The sequence below is a fragment of the Streptomyces sp. NBC_01474 genome, from assembly GCF_035918215.1.
Taxonomy (GTDB): Bacteria; Actinomycetota; Actinomycetes; order Streptomycetales; family Streptomycetaceae; genus Streptomyces; species Streptomyces aureus.
Genome location: NZ_CP109449.1, coordinates 8,981,632 through 8,997,528, shown reverse-complemented (window position 1 = coordinate 8,997,528; position 15,897 = coordinate 8,981,632). Strand labels below are relative to the sequence as shown.

General features: G+C 70.5%; 14 protein-coding genes. 8 read left to right on the top strand and 6 right to left on the bottom strand.

All coding sequences use genetic code 11. The features are described 5' to 3' along the window. Positions 1–120: 120 nt before the first annotated feature. A complete protein-coding gene (locus tag OG758_RS41105) occupies positions 121–1,728 on the bottom strand; it encodes an MDR family MFS transporter (protein ID WP_326714535.1) in 1,608 nt (535 codons plus the stop codon). Positions 1,729–1,902: 174 nt separating this feature from the next. Beyond that, entirely contained in the window at positions 1,903–2,577 is a 675-nt protein-coding gene (locus tag OG758_RS41100) for a TetR/AcrR family transcriptional regulator (RefSeq protein WP_326714534.1), read from the bottom strand. Positions 2,578–2,792: 215 nt separating this feature from the next. Here OG758_RS41100 and OG758_RS41095 point away from each other — a divergent pair, with 215 nt between their 5' ends. After that, positions 2,793–3,362, top strand: a complete 570-nt coding sequence (locus tag OG758_RS41095) for a DUF4232 domain-containing protein (protein WP_326714533.1) — start codon at positions 2,793–2,795, stop codon at positions 3,360–3,362. A gap of 18 nt (positions 3,363–3,380) precedes the next feature. On the opposite strand, the gene OG758_RS41090 is transcribed toward OG758_RS41095, so the two are convergent. The 3 genes from OG758_RS41090 to OG758_RS41080 form a co-directional block, all read right to left on the bottom strand. Further along, positions 3,381–4,103 (bottom strand): PP2C family protein-serine/threonine phosphatase, encoded by a 723-nt coding sequence (locus OG758_RS41090; protein WP_326714532.1) that lies wholly within the window; start codon positions 4,101–4,103, stop codon positions 3,381–3,383. A 181-nt stretch (positions 4,104–4,284) separates the two neighbouring features. Beyond that, on the bottom strand, positions 4,285–4,680 hold the full coding sequence (locus OG758_RS41085) for a nitroreductase/quinone reductase family protein (RefSeq protein WP_326714531.1): 396 nt from the start codon (positions 4,678–4,680) through the stop codon (positions 4,285–4,287). A gap of 39 nt (positions 4,681–4,719) precedes the next feature. Then, a complete protein-coding gene (locus OG758_RS41080) occupies positions 4,720–4,920 on the bottom strand; it encodes a hypothetical protein (protein ID WP_326714530.1) in 201 nt (66 codons plus the stop codon). A 481-nt stretch (positions 4,921–5,401) separates the two neighbouring features. Here OG758_RS41080 and OG758_RS41075 point away from each other — a divergent pair, with 481 nt between their 5' ends. The 7 genes from OG758_RS41075 to OG758_RS41045 all read left to right on the top strand — a co-directional run bounded on the left by OG758_RS41075 (position 5,402) and on the right by OG758_RS41045 (position 14,180). Further along, entirely contained in the window at positions 5,402–6,310 is a 909-nt protein-coding gene (locus tag OG758_RS41075) for a TIGR03619 family F420-dependent LLM class oxidoreductase (protein ID WP_326714529.1), read from the top strand. Between the two features lie 137 nt (positions 6,311–6,447). Next, positions 6,448–7,470 (top strand): LacI family DNA-binding transcriptional regulator, encoded by a 1,023-nt coding sequence (locus OG758_RS41070; RefSeq protein ID WP_326714528.1) that lies wholly within the window; start codon positions 6,448–6,450, stop codon positions 7,468–7,470. Between the two features lie 150 nt (positions 7,471–7,620). Then, positions 7,621–9,033 carry an extracellular solute-binding protein gene (locus tag OG758_RS41065; RefSeq protein WP_326714527.1) on the top strand — a complete coding sequence of 471 codons (1,413 nt, stop codon included), beginning with the start codon at positions 7,621–7,623 and terminating at the stop codon, positions 9,031–9,033. 30 nt (positions 9,034–9,063) lie between these two features. After that, positions 9,064–10,011, top strand: a complete 948-nt coding sequence (locus OG758_RS41060) for a carbohydrate ABC transporter permease (RefSeq protein WP_326714526.1) — start codon at positions 9,064–9,066, stop codon at positions 10,009–10,011. Between the two features lie 32 nt (positions 10,012–10,043). After that, positions 10,044–10,919 (top strand): carbohydrate ABC transporter permease, encoded by an 876-nt coding sequence (locus tag OG758_RS41055; protein WP_326716197.1) that lies wholly within the window; start codon positions 10,044–10,046, stop codon positions 10,917–10,919. Positions 10,920–10,997: 78 nt separating this feature from the next. Next, positions 10,998–12,599, top strand: coding sequence for a glycoside hydrolase family 13 protein (locus OG758_RS41050; RefSeq protein WP_326714525.1), 1,602 nt, complete (start codon positions 10,998–11,000; stop codon positions 12,597–12,599). A 150-nt stretch (positions 12,600–12,749) separates the two neighbouring features. Beyond that, a complete protein-coding gene (locus tag OG758_RS41045; protein WP_326714524.1) occupies positions 12,750–14,180 on the top strand; it encodes a PP2C family protein-serine/threonine phosphatase in 1,431 nt (476 codons plus the stop codon). 61 nt (positions 14,181–14,241) lie between these two features. Here OG758_RS41045 and OG758_RS41040 read toward each other — a convergent pair whose 3' ends face one another. After that, positions 14,242–15,741 (bottom strand): DNA-binding protein NsdB, encoded by a 1,500-nt coding sequence (locus OG758_RS41040; protein WP_326714523.1) that lies wholly within the window; start codon positions 15,739–15,741, stop codon positions 14,242–14,244. Positions 15,742–15,897: the final 156 nt, after the last annotated feature.

The following is a 15,897-nucleotide window of genomic DNA, read 5'->3' as shown; positions in this document are numbered from 1 at the left end:
GAGAACGGACTGCGGAGCCGGCCAAGAGCCAGCCCCACCCACGGCAGCCCACCCGCAGCCCGACAACGCGGAACGCGCCCGCCGGAGAGACCTCCGACGGGCGCGCCCGGTGCCACACACTCAGCCGGCGGCAGGCTCCAGCTCCTTCTCCTCACCGTCCGGCCGCGCCGTCTCGTTCTCGGCATGCCAGTCCTCGTTGTCGGCGAGCGGCTTCTCCTTCAGTACGAAGGCGAGGACGAGACCGACCGCGAAGACGGGCACCAGGTACAGGAAGATCGGCACGAGTGCCTCCTGGTACGAGGAGACGACCGTGGCGCGCAGGTCGGCCGGCAGGGCCCGTACGAGCGCGGGCGTCAGTGAGTCGCTGTCTCCGACCTTCGAGGCGGCGTCCGCGGGCAGGCGCGTGGCGAGCTGGTCGGTGAGGCGGCTGGCGAAGACCGCGCCGACGACGGCGGTGCCCAGGGTCGCGCCGATCTCGCGGAAGAAGTTGTTCGCGGAGGTGGCGGTGCCGACCTCGGCGCCCGGGAAGTCGTTCTGCACGGCGAGTACGAGGGTCTGCATCATCAGGCCGACACCGGCGCCCGCGAGTCCTACGTACAGGCAGACCAGCCAGACCGGGTCGCTCACGTCGAGGCGGGACATCAGGAACGCGACGAGCATGATGACGACCGTGCCGACGATCGGATAGATCTTGTAGCGGCCGGTCTTGCTCATGATCGCGCCGGACGGCAGCGCTGTGGCCATGATGCCGACGACCATGGGGATGAGCAGCAGCCCCGACTCGGTGGCCGTCTTGCCGTAGACCATCTGGAGATACGTGGGCATGTAGCCAACGATCGCGAACATGCCGAGGCCGATCACGATCATGCCGAGGAGCGTGGCGACGTTGAAGATCGGGCTGCGGAAGAGGTGCAGCGGGATGACCGGCTCGGCGGCCCGCTTCTCGGCGGCGAAGAACAGCACCCAGGCGACGACCGCGCCGATGCCGAGCCCGATGACCAGCGGGTCGGACCACTCGTACTGCGTGCCGCCCCAGCTGGCGAACAGCACGGTGCAGGTGACGGCGGCGGCCATCAGTGCGGTGCCGAGGTAGTCGAGGGTGACCTTGACGGCCTTGCGCGGCAGCTTGATCGCGACGGCCGCGACGAAGAAGGCGAGGACGCCGAGCGGCAGGTTGACCCAGAACGCCCAGCGCCACGAGTGCTCGTCGGTGAACCAGCCGCCGAGCAGCGGCCCGACGACCGAGGAGAGACCGAACACGGCGCCCATGGGGGCCATGTACTTGGCGCGTTCCCGGGGCGGTACGAGGTCGGCGATGATCGCCTGCGAGGTGATCATGAGGCCGCCGCCGCCCAGGCCCTGGAGGGCGCGGCCCGCGACGAGCGTGCCCATGTTCTGGGCGAGCCCGCAGACCACGGAGCCGACCAGGAAGAGCGCGATGCCCGCGAGGAATATGTTCTTGCGGCCCATGAGGTCGCCGAGCTTGCCGTAGACCGGCATGCCGATGGTGGCGGCGAGGATGTACGCGGTGGTGATCCACGCCATGTGCTCGATGCCGTTGAGCTCGCCGACGATGGTCGGCAGGGCGGTGCTGACGATGGTCTGGTCGAGCGCGCCGAGCAGCATCGTCAGCATCAGCGCGCCGAAGATCAGCCCGAAGTTGTGCGGCTTGGCCGTTCCGTCCTCAGGGGCGGGATCGGTGCCCGCCGGTGCGGGGGCGTGGGTCATGCTCAGGTCTCCGTACGTGAAGTGATGGGATGCGCGGCGCGCGAGCGGTCGCCGCCCGGGGAGTTCGGGGAGTCTTCGGGGCTGGGGTGGGGAGTCGTGTGGGGGCCTTGCGCGGGGAGCGCTCGCACCGGTGCCGTGGGGGCGGCGGCCGGGTTGCGCTGCGGGAGCCGCGCCTCAGGCCTCCCGTTCGGTGGTGGCGGGTGGGGTGTGCGCCGGGGCGAGGAGGCCGCGCAGAGCGGTGAAGGAGTCGCGCACCGAGGCCGCGGGGCCGTCGGGGTGCTGCTCGTCGCGGGCCCATCGCATGAGGCCGCTGCGTACGGCGGTCATGGCGATCCCCGCGAGCAGCGCCACGGTCTGCCCGTCGGGGGCGTCTCCGGTGCGGCGGGCGATGGCGCCGGCGAGGTCCCGTTCGAGCGCGTCGCACTCGGCGAGGAACGCACCGAGGGCCGAGGGCACCTTCTCGACGACGGCCAGGACGTCCTCGAACGCTCCGGCGCCGGGCGGCATCTCGTCGACGTGCGTGGCGAACACGTCGCCCAGGTCCCGCAGCACGGCGTCCGGGCCGCGGCCCGGCGCGGAGACGAACTGCTCCGCCTCGGCCTCGGTCAGGCCGCCGGGCCAGGCGAAGAGCGCGGTCTCCTTGGTGCGGAAGTAGTTGAAGAAGGTCCGCGGGGAGACCCCGGCCTCCTTGCTGATCATCTCGACCGTGACGTGTTCGAGGCCGTGTTCACGGGCCAGGCGGACCGTGGCGGCGTGCAGTTCGGCCCGGGTCTGGCGCCGTCGCCGGGCGCGCAGCCCTTCGGCCGGCGTCGGCTCGCGGACCGCCGACGCCGCGGTGCCTGATGTCATCACGCCGAAGATTCTTGCACACACTGCAATCTTTGCACGCACTGCATCTAGGAGCCCGCGAAACCCTGATCCCCTCGGCCGCGAAACCCCCGACAACCGCGGTCGCGCCGGCGGCACGGGCGCCGACGTGGGCAGACGCATTCATCCGAGATACGCTCCATAAGCATTATTTCGGGTGAAATGCGAAAGCCACTGTTCACCGGGAGACCAACCTGATGCCCACTCGCACCGTCCTTGCCGCCTCCGCCGCCGCGCTGCTCGCGTCCGCCACCGGCGCGTCCGCCACCGCGGCGTCGGCAGACATCCGCCCGGCGCACCCCGCCGCCGCACCGGCCGCCGCCCTCAAGCTCTGCGCGGAGAACGCACTGACGGTGAAGGCGGCCCCGTCAGGCCAGGACCACGTCCTGCGCCTGAGCCTCAAGAACCACTCCTCGCGCGCCTGCCTTGTGGACCGCGTGCCGCTGGTCACGTACGGCGATCTGGACGGGGCCGCCGTCCCGTTCCCGCTCTCCGGCAGCTCCGCGTACAAGCTCGACGCCGGGAAGACGGCCCACGCCGCCGTGCGGTCCCTGTCCGCGAGCGGTGACAGCGACGCCCGGTCGGTCGGCTACGTCGTGGTGACGGCGAACCCGGAACACCACGGCAAGAAATTCACCGCAGCCTCGCTCTCCGAGCCGGGCGGGCTGCGCGTCTGGTCGCCGGTGACGACGTTGTGGCAGCCGACGCGGGCCCAGGCGGACGAGGCGCTGGCCGAGTCCGACGGCGCGGGGGTCCTGAAGGTCTGACCCCTCGCCCACCTGGCATCAGGCCGCGGCGCGGACCGCGAGAAGCGAGGCGTCGTCCTGGAGCCGGCCCTCCGCGTGGCGGAGCAGGTCGCAGGCGAGGGCGTCGGTGAAGTCCTCGAGGGCCGCGTTCCCCAGGGCGGCGGCCCGCTCCGCCAGCGGGTAGAACGCACCGCGCGCGTCCCTGGCCTCGCTCACCCCGTCCGTGTAGAGCAGCATGCACTCCCAGGCGGTGGCCGGCACCGGCTGGGCGGCGCACCATCCGGAGTGGAGGTCGAGCAGGCCGAGCGGCGGCGCGGGCGCGGGGACCGCGGCGTGGACGGCGGCGCCGTCGCGCAGCAGGACGGGCGGCGGGTGTCCGCAGCAGACCAGTTGGGCGGATCCGTCGGACTCGACGCTGAGCAGGGTCGCCGTGACGAAGCGGTCGGGTTCGTCCGAGTGCGCGACCAGCGAGTGCAGCCGTACGGCGATGCCCTCCAACCGCGCCTCGCAGGCGGCGAGATCACGCCAGGCGCGTAAGACGTTGTCCGCGGTGCGGGCGAGCGCGCGGCCTTTGCCCATGACGTCACCCATCAACAGACGGGTGCCGTAGGGGGATTCAACGGCTCCGTACACGTCGCCGCCCGCCCCCGCGGGGATTCTCTCCACCGGCGTGGCGGTGGCGTTCGCCAGGTGCCGGGCGCTGACGCGCAGCGCGCCGACCTGCTCGGGAAGAGGAGAGACCGGCTGGGAACGGGCAGGCATGCAGGGACCTTCCGAGGTGCGGCCGGACGTGCTGCCCGACGTGACGCGCCGCGCAAGTGTAGCCAGTCGAGCGCTCCCCGTAACCGATTGTCACCGAATCCGTCCCACCGGATCCCGCCGCCCGGAGCCCACCAACTTCGCACTGGTGCACGCCAGTTCACGCAACCGTGCTGCGGGCCCCTCAGTCAGTGAGGTCGGCCCGGAGCGTCAGCAGGTTCGTGCCGAGGGCACGCACGGCGGCGCTGTTGTACCGCGGCAGGTTCTTCAGGCGCGCGCGGGCGTCGTCGTCCGGCAGCAGATGCGCCGTGCCCGTGTGCCAGCGTCCCTTGACCCGGACGCGGATCTTGGGGTCGGCCTGGATGTTGCGTACGTACTGCGACTTGTCGCCGTACTCGGACACCCACCAGAACTCGCGGCCGACCATGCGACCGCCGACCGGGGTGCGGCGGGGCAGCCCGGACGTGCGGCCGGTGGTCTCCAGCAGGATCTGGCCGGGGAGCCGGGAGAGGAGAGGGTTGCCGATACGCCGCTGGAACGACGTCACGGCCCTGAACTTGAACTCGCGATACCGCGACATACGCGTCCCTCCGCCGGCACTGTGACTACCCGCCGCACTCTAGGTCACCCGACGGACCGGGTCAGGCGGCGCCTCGGCCGGGGCCGCGGTGGCGGGTGCCGGGCGGGGCAGCGCCAGGTTTGCCGCCGCCACGAGCGCCCCGACGACCGCGGCGGTCGGCCAGCCAGCCAGCCAGCCGTGGGGGAACGCGGTGAGGGCCGCTTCCGCTGTGCGGGGCTCGCCGATGAGGCCGACCGTCACGGCCACTCCGTCAAGCGGGACCCGGTCGACCCGTCGTCGGGTCGTACCTGGCCCGGGACCGACGTCATGTACTGCGACCTCACGCGCGGCCACGTCCCGGTCCACGCGAGCCGCTCCCCCGGTTCCCCGGTGGTCGGCTACCTGGAACAGGGCGGCGCGGGGAACTGGTTCATCACCGAGAAAAAAGAAGGGCGAGACGTACCGGGACGGCGCCGCGGAGAACAACCGGTGGGCCAGCGCCCAGGCGGACAACGGCCGTTGGGGCTGGACGCCCGAGGTCTGCTTCGCGGGCGGCGGCAACTACGAGGACGACGCGAGCCTGTTGATGCCGGGGTCCTGCACCTGCGCAAACACCTGCGCTCCTGTGCCCTTCTGGGCGCGCTGACCCCGCAGCGCGCCGGGGGTGTGGCCGGATCGCCCCACCCCCGCTTCGGCGACGCCGGTTCGACAAGCCCGCCCATGATCATCAAGACTGAGGATCATGCGATTCGGCGTGAACCTTCTCAACTTCGGCTCCGACACGACCCCGCGAACCCTTGAGCGCCAGGCGACGGACGCCCGCGCGCTGGGCTTCACATTCGCGATGATCTCCGACCACATAGCCGTCACCCCCGACGTGCACGAGGTGTACCCCGCCCCGTTCTACGACCAGTTCGTCCTGGCCGCGCATCTCGCGGGACGGGTCCCGGGGCTTCGGCTCGGCACGACCATCACCGTCATCCCGTACCGGCACCCGCTCCAGACGGCGCGACTCGCGGCCAACATCGACCAGCTCAACGACGCCGGGTTCATCCTCGGCGCGGGCGTCGGCTGGTCGGCCGCCGAGTACCGCGCGCTGGGGGTCCCGTTCGAGGAGCGCGGCGCCATCACCGACGAGTACCTGGCCGCGATCCGCGCCGCCTGGGCGCAGGACCCGTGCACCTTCGAGGGGCGCTACGTCTCGTACGAGGGCATCCGCACGGCCCCCGCCCCCGCCGCCGCGCAGTTGCCGGTCTGGGTCGGCGGCGACTCGCCGGCCGCGCTGCGCAGGGCCGCGCGCCTGGGCGAGGGATGGCACCCCTTCATGCCGACCCTTCAGGGCCTGCGCGCGAAGCTGCCGGTCGTGGCCGCCGAGGCCGAGAAGGCCGGCCGGCCCGTACCGGAGCTCGTGCCCCGGCTGCAGATCGCGCTCGGGGAGCGGCCCGACACCGATGACCGCCCGCTCGGCCACGGCAGCGTCGACCAGGTCCGCGCAGACCTGCACGCGCTGGCCGAACTCGGTGCCACGCACGTGCTGTTCGACACCTACCCGGGCGGCCCGGCCGCGCGCGCCACGGCCGACGAGGACCGCCGCGTCCTGGAACTCCTCGTGGAGAAGGTCGTCGATCCGGCCACGGGCGACGTGCGCTGACGTCAGGACCCGCAAGTAGCCCGACCGCCCCCTCAACGGATGGGCCCCGGGCCCAGGGCGCCCGTCTCCGCGCCCTGGGCATCCATTCACCGAACTTACGCAAGCAGACTGCAAGTCTTGCGCTAATCTTGCGTTCCATGACACGGAGACTTGCTCAGGTGGCACAGAAGGTCGGCGTCAGTGAGGCGACGGTCAGCCGGGTGCTCAACAACAAGCCCGGCGTCTCGGAGGCCACCCGGCAGGCCGTGCTCACGGCCCTGGACGTCCTGGGCTACGAGCGGCCGACCCAACTGCGCGGCGAGCGCGCGCGCCTGGTCGGGCTCGTCCTGCCGGAGCTGCAGAACCCGATCTTTCCCGCGTTCGCGGACGTGATCGGCGGTGCGCTCGCCCAGCAGGGCCTCACCCCCGTCCTGTGCACCCAGACCAACGGCGGCGTCTCCGAGGCGGACTACGTGGAACTGCTGCTCCAGCAGCAGGTGTCCGGCGTGGTCTTCGCGGGCGGCCAGTTCGCCCAGGCGGACGCCCGGCACGAGCACTACCGGCTGCTCTCGGAGCGCAAGGTGCCCGTCGTCCTCGTGAACGCGGCGATCGAGGACCTCGGTTTCCCCTGCGTCGCGTGCGACGACGCCGTCGCGGTCGAGCAGGCGTGGCGGCATCTGTCCCTGCTGGGGCACGAGCGCATCGGGCTCGTGCTCGGCCCGGACGACCATGTGCCGTCGATGCGCAAACTCGCCGCCGCGCGGGGCGTGGTGCGGGCAGCCGGCGGGACGCTGCCCGAGGACGCGGTCGAGCGGGCCATGTTCTCGCTGGAGGGCGGCCAAGCGGCGGCGGCGCGCCTCATGCGGCGCGGCATCACGGGCATCATCTGCGCGAGCGACCCGCTGGCGCTCGGCGCGGTGCGGGCCGCGCGGCGCGAGGGTCTGCGGGTGCCGGACGACATCTCGGTGGTCGGGTACGACGACTCGGCGTTCATGAATTGCACGGAGCCGCCCCTCACCACCATGCGCCAGCCGATCGAGGCGATGGGCCGGGCCGCCGTCGAGCTGCTCGTCACCCAGATCCAGGGCGGCTCGGTGACGCCCGGTGAGCTGCTGTTCGAGCCCGAACTGGTGGTACGCGGCTCTACGGCGCAGGCTCCGTCCGGCACAACCGAGGTGTAGTCAATTTTTTGCGGAGTCTGCACGACATCTTGCGAGCACCTGTTTGCGGTGGTTGAGTGTGCCGCGCCCCGGCTGCGCGGTAGCCGTAGGCCTTCCTGCGGCTGTCGTCAGCCGTGGGCCTTCCATGCTCATGCCCGAAGGGGACCACCGATGAGAAGCTCCTGGTTCCGCCCTACTCGCCGTAGCTCCGCGGCCGCGGTCGCCGCCGTGCTCACCCTGACCTCCCTCGCCGCCTGCGGCACCAGCAGCAGCGACGACAACAGCGGGGCGGGCGGCGGCTCGAAGGCCGACATATCGGCTCCCCTGGATCCGAAGACCAAGGTCACGCTCACCATCGACTGCATGCCGCCGGCGGCGAAGGCGGCAGAGCTCAGGGAGTGGAAGGAGGACGTCAAGGAGTTCAACAAGAAGTACCCGAACGTCACGATCAGCGGGAAGTCGACGCCGGGCCAGTGCGAGGAGCCCGCCCGCTTCACCGCTCAGCTCAAGGCGAAGTCCCAACCGGACGTCTTCTACACGTACTTCACCGATCTCCAGCAGGTGCTCGACAACGACGGCGCCGCGGACATCACCGCCTACGTGACGCCCAAGACCGTGCCGGCGCTGGACTCCATCGACGGGAACGTCCTCGGCGTCCTCAAGAAGGACGGCAAGCTCTACGGCCTGCCCACCAGCAACTACACGATGGGCCTGCTGATCAACCGCAAGCTCTTCGAACGGGCCGGACTCGACCCGGACAAGCCGCCGACGACCTGGGAAGAGGTCCGCACCGCCGCCAAGAAGATCGCCGGTCTCGGCAACGGCATCTCCGGTTACGGCGAGTACAGCGCGGAGAACACCGGCGGCTGGCACTTCACCGCGGCGATGTACGGCCTCGGCGCCGACGTCGTCTCCGCCGACGGCAAGAAGGCCGCGTTCAACGACGCCACCGGCAAGCAGGTCGCCCAGCAGCTGCACGACATGCGCTGGAAGGACGACAGCATGGGCAAGACGCAGCTGCTGAAGTGGGGCGACCTCCAGAAGCAGATCGCCTCCGACAAGCTCGGCATGTTCCTCGCCGCGCCCGACGACATCACGTACATGGTCCAGCAACTGGGCGCCGACTACGAGAACTTCGGCATGGGGCCCATCCCCGGCGGCAAGACGACGCTCTTCGGCGGCAACGACTACATGATCAAGAAAGGCTCGTCGCCCGACAAGATCAAGGCGGCCGTCGCCTGGCTGAACTTCAAGACCCTCACCCCGGGCAAGGGCCAGTTCCAGTGGGACCGCACCAAGGCGGACAAGCTCCCCGTCGGCCTGCCGCAGCCGAACTTCTTCACCGGTGACACCAAGGCCAAGGACCTCGCGTCCCGTACGGAGAACGCGACGATGCCCGTCGAGAACTTCAAGCCGTTCCTGGCTAACACTGTGCCCGGCAAGGCGGAGCCGCCGAAGGCGCAGGAGGTCTACAAGGTCCTCGACAACGTGATGTCGGGCGTCCTCACCAACCGCAACGCCGACATCGACAAGCTGCTCGCCACCGCGGAGCAGCAGGTCAACCAGGTGCTGGCCAACCAGTAACCCACGGCACCGGCATCCCGAGGAGCGACCATGTCGGCCCCCACCGTGTCCAAGAGCTCGCCGGCGCCCGCACGTGCGCTGCACCAACTCCCGGTGCGGCGCGGCTCGTTGGCGCGAGCGGTGCAGCGCAATCTCTCCGCCCACGGCTTCCTGATCGGTGCGGTGCTCTGCTTCTCCTTCTTCTCCTGGTACCCGATGGTCAGGGAGTTCTTCCTGGCCTTCCAGAAGAACAAGGACGGCAGGACCACCTGGGCCGGCTGGTCCAACCTCTCCTACGTCTTCAACGACCCGGCGTTCTGGCAGGCCTGGCGCAACACCCTCCTGTTCACGGGGCTCGCGCTCGTGCTGGGCTTCGCGGTGCCGTTCCTCGTGGCGGTCCTGCTCAATGAATTCCGGCACGGCCAGGGCTACTTGAGGATGCTCGTCTACTTGCCGGTGATGCTTCCGCCGGTCGCCTCGGTCCTGCTGTTCAAGTACTTCTACGACCCCGGCTACGGGCTGTTCAACCGGATCCTCGGCATCTTCGGGATACCTGACCAGCAGTGGCTGCAGTCCACGAGTACGGCGATGATCTCCGTGGTCATCGCGGCGACCTGGATGAACATGGGCGGCGCGACCCTGATCTATCTCGCCGCGCTCCAGGGCATCCCCGGCGAGCTGTACGAGGCCGCGGAGCTGGACGGCGCCGGACTGTGGCGCAAGATCTGGCATGTGACGATCCCTCAGACGAGGCTGATCCTCTCGCTGATGTTCCTCATGCAGATCATCGCCACGATGCAGGTCTTCACCGAGCCGTTCCTGCTCACCAACGGCGCGGGCCCCGAGGGCTCGACCATGACCGTCGTCTACCTCATCTACCAGTACGCCTTCAACTTCAACAACTACGGCGGCGCGGCGGCCCTCGGCCTGGTCCTGCTGGTCCTGCTCGCGGGGTTCTCCGCGGTGTACGTACGCCTCAGCCGCACCCAAGAAGACTGACCGGCACGGGAGTTCACATGGCTACCGACACGATGCGCCCCCGGACCCTGATCTCGCCGGCCCAGCTCGGCAGGCGGCGCGGCAAGGTCGTCTACTGGTGCGTCTTCGCCCTGGTGATGGTCCTCTTCACCCTGGTCTTCCTGGGGCCGATGTACTGGATGGTCAGCGGCGGCCTCAAGACCACGCAGGAGTTCGTCAAGGCCCCGCCGACGCTCGTACCGACCAGCGTGCACCCCGGCAACTACGGGGACGCGTGGCGGGTGATGGACTTGGCGAAGCTGCTCGGAAACACGCTGTACTACGCGTTCGGCGCGCTCGCCTTCCAGCTCGTCCTCGACGTCGCCGCGGCCTACTCGCTGTCCAAGCTGCGTCCCCTGTTCGGCAACGTCATCCTCGGGATGATGCTGGCGACGCTGATGATCCCGGCGACGGTCCTGGTCGTGCCGCAGTACCTGACCGTCCTCGACGTGCCGCTCTTCGAACGCAACCTGCTCAACAGCCCCTGGGTGATCTGGCTGCCGTCCGTCACCAACGCCTTCAACATCTTCCTGCTCAAGCGGTTCTTCGACTCGATCCCGCAGGAGCTGCTGGACGCCGCGTCCATCGACGGGGCGTCCGCGCTGCGGACCCTGCGGTCCGTGGTACTGCCCATCTCGCGGCCCATCCTGGGCGTCGTCTCCATCTTCGCGGTCGTCGGCGTGTGGAAGGACTTCCTCTGGCCGATGCTGACGCTGCCCGACCCCGGCAAGCAGACCCTGAACGTCGGCATCTACTCGCTGGCGAGCGGCGTCCCGGAGAACTGGCTGATCGCCGCCCTCACCATCGCGTCACTGCCGACCCTGATCCTGTTCCTGCTGTTCCAGCGCAACATCATGAGCGGTCTCACCGCGGGCGGCCTCAAGGGCTGACTCCCGCCGCCCCTCCCCCGTACGCCGCCTCAGTGACGGCGCGCCCCGGCACGCCCTCCTGCCCGAAAGGACCTCTACGTGGCAGCCCCCCATTCCTCAGACACCGCAGACTGGTGGCGTTCCGCCGCCATCTACCAGGTGTACGTACGCAGCTTCGCCGACGGCGACGGCGACGGCACGGGCGATCTCGCGGGGGTCAGAGCCCGGCTGCCGCACCTGGCCCGGCTGGGGATCGACGCGATCTGGTTCACCCCCTGGTACCGCTCCCCGATGGCGGACGGCGGTTACGACGTGGCCGACTACCGGGCGATCGACCCGTCCTTCGGCACGCTCGCCGAGGCGGAGAAACTCATCGAGGAAGCTCGCGACCTCGGCATCCGCGTCATCGTCGACGTCGTGCCCAACCATGTCTCCGACCGGCACGCCTGGTTCAGGGCCGCGCTCGCGGCGGGCCCCGGCAGTCCCGAGCGCGAGCTGTTCCATTTCCGGCCCGGCCGGGGCGCGCACGGCGAACTGCCGCCCAACAACTGGCCGTCCCAGTTCGCCGGCGAGACCTGGACCCGCGTCCCCGACGGCGAGTGGTACCTGCATCTCTTCACGCCGGAGCAGCCCGACCTCAACTGGGCGCATCCCGCCGTGCGCCACGAGCACGAGGAAGTGCTGCGGTTCTGGTTCCAGCGGGGCGCGTCGGGCGTACGCGTCGACTCGGCGGCACTGCTCGCCAAGGACCCGGCGCTCGCCGACGCCGCCGCGGACGACACGAGCGGCTATGTCGACCGGGACGAGCTGCACACGGTCTACCGCTCCTGGCGGGCCGTCGCCGACGAGTACGACGGCGTGCTCATCGGTGAGCTGTGGGTCCCCGACCCCGAGCGCTTCTCCCGCTATCTGCGCCCCGACGAGCTGCACACGGCCTTCAACTTCGACTTCCTGTCCCGCCCGTGGGACGCGGCGGAGCTGCGTGACTCCATCGACATGACTCTGGCCCACCACGCGCCGGTGGGGGCTCCCGCGACCTGGGTCCTGTGCAACCACGACGTGACGCGGACGGTGACCCGGTACGGCCGGACGGACACGACGTTCGCGTTCGCGTCGAAGCGCTTCGGCACGCCCACGGACCTGGCCCTCGGCACCCGCAGGGCGCGCGCGGCGGCGCTGCTGTCGCTGGCTCTGCCGGGCGCCGTCTACCTCTATCAGGGAGAGGAGCTGGGCCTGCCCGAGGCGGAGGTACCGCCCGGCCGCATCGAGGACCCGATGCACTTCCGCTCCGGCGGCACCGACCCGGGCCGCGACGGCTGCCGGGTGCCCCTGCCCTGGACGCGGGACGGATCTTCGTACGGCTTCGGGTCGGCCGGGGAGCCCTGGCTGCCACAGCCGGCGGGCTGGGGGACGTACGCCGCCGCGCGCCAGGACGCCGATCCTGGCTCGATGCTCTCGCTCTACCGCGAGGCGTTGCGCCTGCGCCGCTCGGAGCCGGGCTTCGGCGACGGGCCGATGCGCTGGCTCCCTAGCCCCCCTGGCGTGCTGGCTCTTGCCCGGGGCGAGGGCCTGGTCTGCGTCGTCAACTTCGCCGATCCGGCCGCTGCGCTCCCGCCCCATTCGCGTCTCCTGCTGGCCAGTGGCCCCTTGGACGACGAGGGGCGGCTCCCGAGGGACACGGCGGTGTGGCTGCGCGTGTGAACGGCGCGCCCGGGAGGACTTAGGTATATGCCAGAAGCATCACCGCGCCGGGTGTTGCCAAACCCCTTACGGGGCCTGTCCGGCTGTGCGACAGTCATTACCGGTCCTTCCGTCAGTCTTGGTCGTGCCGCGCCTGTATCGGAGTACGCCATGTCACCCCATGTCTTCGCGGACCGCCCCGCCGCCCAGCCGCCGGAGCACGGTTCGGTCGACGCGCTGATCACGCAGACGCGTCGGCTGCTCGGTGACGTCGACGCCGTGCGCCGCGAGGCCGTCTCGGACGACGGTGACCCCGAGCGACGCTGGCAGCGCGCCCTCTACGAGCTGGCCGTGCACCAACTCAGCGACCTCGACAAGCACTTGGCGCAGCTGCGTGACGGACCACCGCGTCCGGCCGTGGACTCCCCGGTCCCCGGAGCACACGACTCCGCGCCGGCCGAGCCGCAGAGCGGTTCCCTGCTCAGCCGCGTGGGCAGCGCCGAATGGAATCTCCTCACCGACGAGGCGAGCTGGTCCGGAGAGCTGTTCCAGATCCTCGGCCGCAGCCCGGGCGCACCCCCGCTGACCCTCGACGAACTGCCGTCCGTCGTGCACACCGATGACCAGGCCATGCTGACCAGAATGGTGACGGACTGCCTCATCGAGGGGAAGCCGATCGACGGCGAGTTCCGCATCCTGCGCGCCGACGGCACCGCCCGGACGGTGCACATGATGGGCGAGCCCGTGCTCGACGCCGACGGCTCCACGGCGTCGATGTGGGCGGTCCTGCGCGACGTCAGCGAGCTGCGCCGCACCCAGCGGACCGTACGCGAGACCCATGACTCGCTCCAGCGCCGGCGCCACATCGAGCAGACGGAACACCGGCTCGCGGTCGAGCTCCAGGAGGCCGTACTGCCGCCGTGGCGTGGCTCCCTGCGGTTCTCCCAGGGGACGCCGCACGACCTCGACCTCGCGGCCCGCCATCTGCCGTCGTCCACGGGCGAGCTCGTCGGCGGCGACTGGTACGACGCCCTCGAACTGCCCGACGGACAGACCTTGTTGAGCGTGGGCGGCCTGACCGGACACGGCGTGACCGTGACCTCCGGCATGGCGATGCTCCTCGGCGCCCTGCGCGGCATGGCCGTCACGGGGACCCGCCCCGCCGAGCTGATGGGCTGGCTCAACCAGCTGACCGACACCTCGGTGCAGCCGTCCCTGGGCAGCGCGGTCTGCTGCCGTTACGATCCCCGGTCGCGCACCCTGACCTGGGCGCAGGCGGGACACCCCGCCCCGCTGCTGTTCCGCGACGGGGTGGGGCGTGCGCTGACGCCACCGGAGGGCGTGCTGCTCGGAGCGACACCCGGTGCCACGTACGGGCAGGCCGAGGAGTCGCTCCGCGCCGGCGATCTGCTGCTGCTGCACACCGACGGCCTGGTCCCCCACCGCAGCGGCGCCGCGGCGGCGAACAGGCTCCTCGATCTCGCGCCACGACTCACCGAGGCCGCCACCGCACAGGACTGCGTGCGGACGGTCTTCGAGGAGTTCGCCGCGTACGAGCGCGCGGACGAGGCCTGTGTGCTGGTCGCCAGGATCGGCTCCTGACGCGGACAGTCATGTGTTGAAGTCGGTCATGTGTTGACGTCGGACCGCGTGCCGTGGAGTGTCACGCCTGGGCGCGCTTGCCTCCTGTGGACTTTCCGGGGACCTTCGGCAGCGCGAGCTTGATCTCCTCACGGAGGTCCACGATCTTCGGGTAGCTCGCGTACTGCCCGGTGAGCCGGTACATCTCGCGGAGCCGGTCCCAGGTGCGATGGGAGGAGTTGGCCCCCATCGACACCAGCGCCAGGCGCGCGTACCGGTCAGCCTGCTCCGGGTCGTCGGCGATGAACAGGGCCGACGCGAGCGAGATGTAGTCGAAGATCTGCGACCGCTGCCGCCCGTTCGCCCGCAGTTCGAGGGCTTCCTTGGCGTGGCGCTGCGCGGTGTTCGCCGCGGCCGGCTCGTGGTCGGCGAGGGTGCGATAGGCCAGGGCCTGCATCCCGTGCAGGTCCGCCTCGTCGAACATCTGCATCCAGCTGGGCGGCGGCACGTCGCCCTTGTCGGAGACGAAGAGGTCCTCCGCCTCACCGAGGGTGCGCCGCATGGCCTGGCCCTTGCCCATCGACGCCTGTGCCCAGGCCTCGATGGTGTAGAGCATGGCGCGGGTACGCGGCAGGGTCTCGTCGCCGGATCCGGACTTGGCGAGCTTCATGAGGTCGAGGGCGTCGTCGGGCCGGCCGAGGTGCACCATCTGACGGGCCGCCCTGGACAGGGCCTCCCCGGCGCGCGGCCGGTCGCCGCCCTCCCGCGCCGCGTGCGCGGCGATGACGAAGTACTTCTGGGCCGTGGGTTCGAGGCCGACGTCGTGGGACATCCAGCCCGCGAGGACGGCCAGGTTGGCGGCGACGCCCCACAGACGCCGATGGAGATGGTCGGGGTGGCGGTAGCTGAGCATGCCGCCCACTTCGTTGAGCTGGCCCACCACCGCCTTGCGTTGCAGACCGCCACCGCGGGCCGCGTCCCAGGCCCGGAACACCTCGACGGAGCGCTCCAGTTCCTCGATCTCCTGCGACCCGATGGGGGCGGCCTCGTAGCGGTCGTACCCAGCGGGGTCGGCGTGCAGGGGGTCTTCGAAACGTGGGGCGTCGGCCGCGAGGGCCGGATCGGTGTGCAGCCAGTCGTGCATGGCGCCATTGAGTACAGATCCTGCGGTGAGCGCGGCACCCGCGCCCACCAAGCCGCGTCGGTTGAGCATGAGGTCCATTCCCGTGAATTCGGTGAGGACCGCAGCAGTCCGCTCGGGCGCCCACGGCATTCCGTCGGGGTGTTCCACCGCCCCGGCGTCACGCCGTTTCCCCGTGCGCCCGTGCCGGACCAGACCGAGATCCTCGATGGTCACGACACGGCCGAGTCGCTCGGTGAACAGCGCCGCCAGCACCCGTGGCACCGGATCGCGCGGGATCTCTCCCATGTCGATCCAACGCCGCACCCGTGAGGTGTCGGTCGCCAGCTGGGGGTGGCCCATGGCCGCCGCCTGCCGGTTGACCAGCCTCGCGAGCTCCCCCTTGGACCAGCCGGCGAGGCCGAACAGGTCGTTCAGGCGGGTGTTGGGTTGTCCGTTCACGTCAAGCCCCCAGGTTCTCGGCTGAGTTGACAGTAACCCTCTGTCAGTTGCTGAGCGACTATTCGCCAGGGTTCGCCAGGGTGCGCCAGATGGTGTGCCAGTGGGCACCGGGTGTCAGGTAGGAATGCGCCACCCCGACCCGGTTGCCGCGGCTCA

What these genes read in the sequence shown, in the direction of transcription:
- OG758_RS41090 (WP_326714532.1), bottom strand. Translation starts at nt 4,103, where the DNA reads ATGCCTGCCCGTTCCCAGCCGGTCTCTCCTCTTCCCGAGCAGGTCGGC.
- OG758_RS41065 (WP_326714527.1), top strand. Translation starts at nt 7,621, where the DNA reads ATGAGAAGCTCCTGGTTCCGCCCTACTCGCCGTAGCTCCGCGGCCGCG.
- OG758_RS41085 (WP_326714531.1), bottom strand. Translation starts at nt 4,680, where the DNA reads ATGTCGCGGTATCGCGAGTTCAAGTTCAGGGCCGTGACGTCGTTCCAG.
- OG758_RS41075 (WP_326714529.1), top strand. Translation starts at nt 5,402, where the DNA reads ATGCGATTCGGCGTGAACCTTCTCAACTTCGGCTCCGACACGACCCCG.
- OG758_RS41055 (WP_326716197.1), top strand. Translation starts at nt 10,044, where the DNA reads ATGCGCCCCCGGACCCTGATCTCGCCGGCCCAGCTCGGCAGGCGGCGC.
- OG758_RS41045 (WP_326714524.1), top strand. Translation starts at nt 12,750, where the DNA reads ATGTCACCCCATGTCTTCGCGGACCGCCCCGCCGCCCAGCCGCCGGAG.
- OG758_RS41105 (WP_326714535.1), bottom strand. Translation starts at nt 1,728, where the DNA reads ATGACCCACGCCCCCGCACCGGCGGGCACCGATCCCGCCCCTGAGGAC.
- OG758_RS41060 (WP_326714526.1), top strand. Translation starts at nt 9,064, where the DNA reads ATGTCGGCCCCCACCGTGTCCAAGAGCTCGCCGGCGCCCGCACGTGCG.
- OG758_RS41100 (WP_326714534.1), bottom strand. Translation starts at nt 2,577, where the DNA reads ATGACATCAGGCACCGCGGCGTCGGCGGTCCGCGAGCCGACGCCGGCC.
- OG758_RS41070 (WP_326714528.1), top strand. Translation starts at nt 6,448, where the DNA reads ATGACACGGAGACTTGCTCAGGTGGCACAGAAGGTCGGCGTCAGTGAG.
- OG758_RS41095 (WP_326714533.1), top strand. Translation starts at nt 2,793, where the DNA reads ATGCCCACTCGCACCGTCCTTGCCGCCTCCGCCGCCGCGCTGCTCGCG.